General features: G+C 57.1%; 2 protein-coding genes. Both read right to left on the bottom strand.

Translation table 11 applies throughout. The features are described 5' to 3' along the window. A partial coding sequence (locus A3754_RS06655) for a solute carrier family 23 protein (protein ID WP_304439815.1) occupies positions 1-190 on the bottom strand: 190 nt, incomplete at its 3' end. A 54-nt stretch (positions 191-244) separates the two neighbouring features. Continuing rightward, a partial coding sequence (locus A3754_RS06650) for a uracil phosphoribosyltransferase (protein WP_304439816.1) occupies positions 245-403 on the bottom strand: 159 nt, incomplete at its 5' end.

Here is a 403-nt window from a genome sequence, read left to right as displayed (position 1 = left end):
GGAAAACAGGAATCGAACGGCGAGTAATCCACTGGAACAACAATGTGCCCAGCCCCGCGGTAAACAGCGCCACACTGGGATCCAGCCCGGTCAGTAACGGCATTAATACCATGGCCCCAAAAGCCACAAACAGCATCTGCGCGCCGATGAGGATGATTTTCCAGTTCCAGAATCCGCCGGCCTGACTCATGTACAGCTCCTGATTTGTGATTGCCTGTGGCTTAGGCCACCGGGCGATACCCGGTTATTTGGTCCCGAAAATCTTGTCTCCGGCATCTCCCAGGCCCGGCATGATATAGCCCTCTTCGTTCAGCCCCTGATCCACCGAAGCGGTGTAAAGGGAGACATCCGGGTGCGCCTCCTGGACCTTGCGAATACCCTCCGGGGCTGCCACAAGTACCAG

It is taken from the genome of Alcanivorax sp. HI0083, from assembly GCF_001635175.1.
The sequence above is the reverse complement of the archived record's forward strand: the minus strand, read 5'-3'. Positions and strand labels throughout refer to the sequence as shown.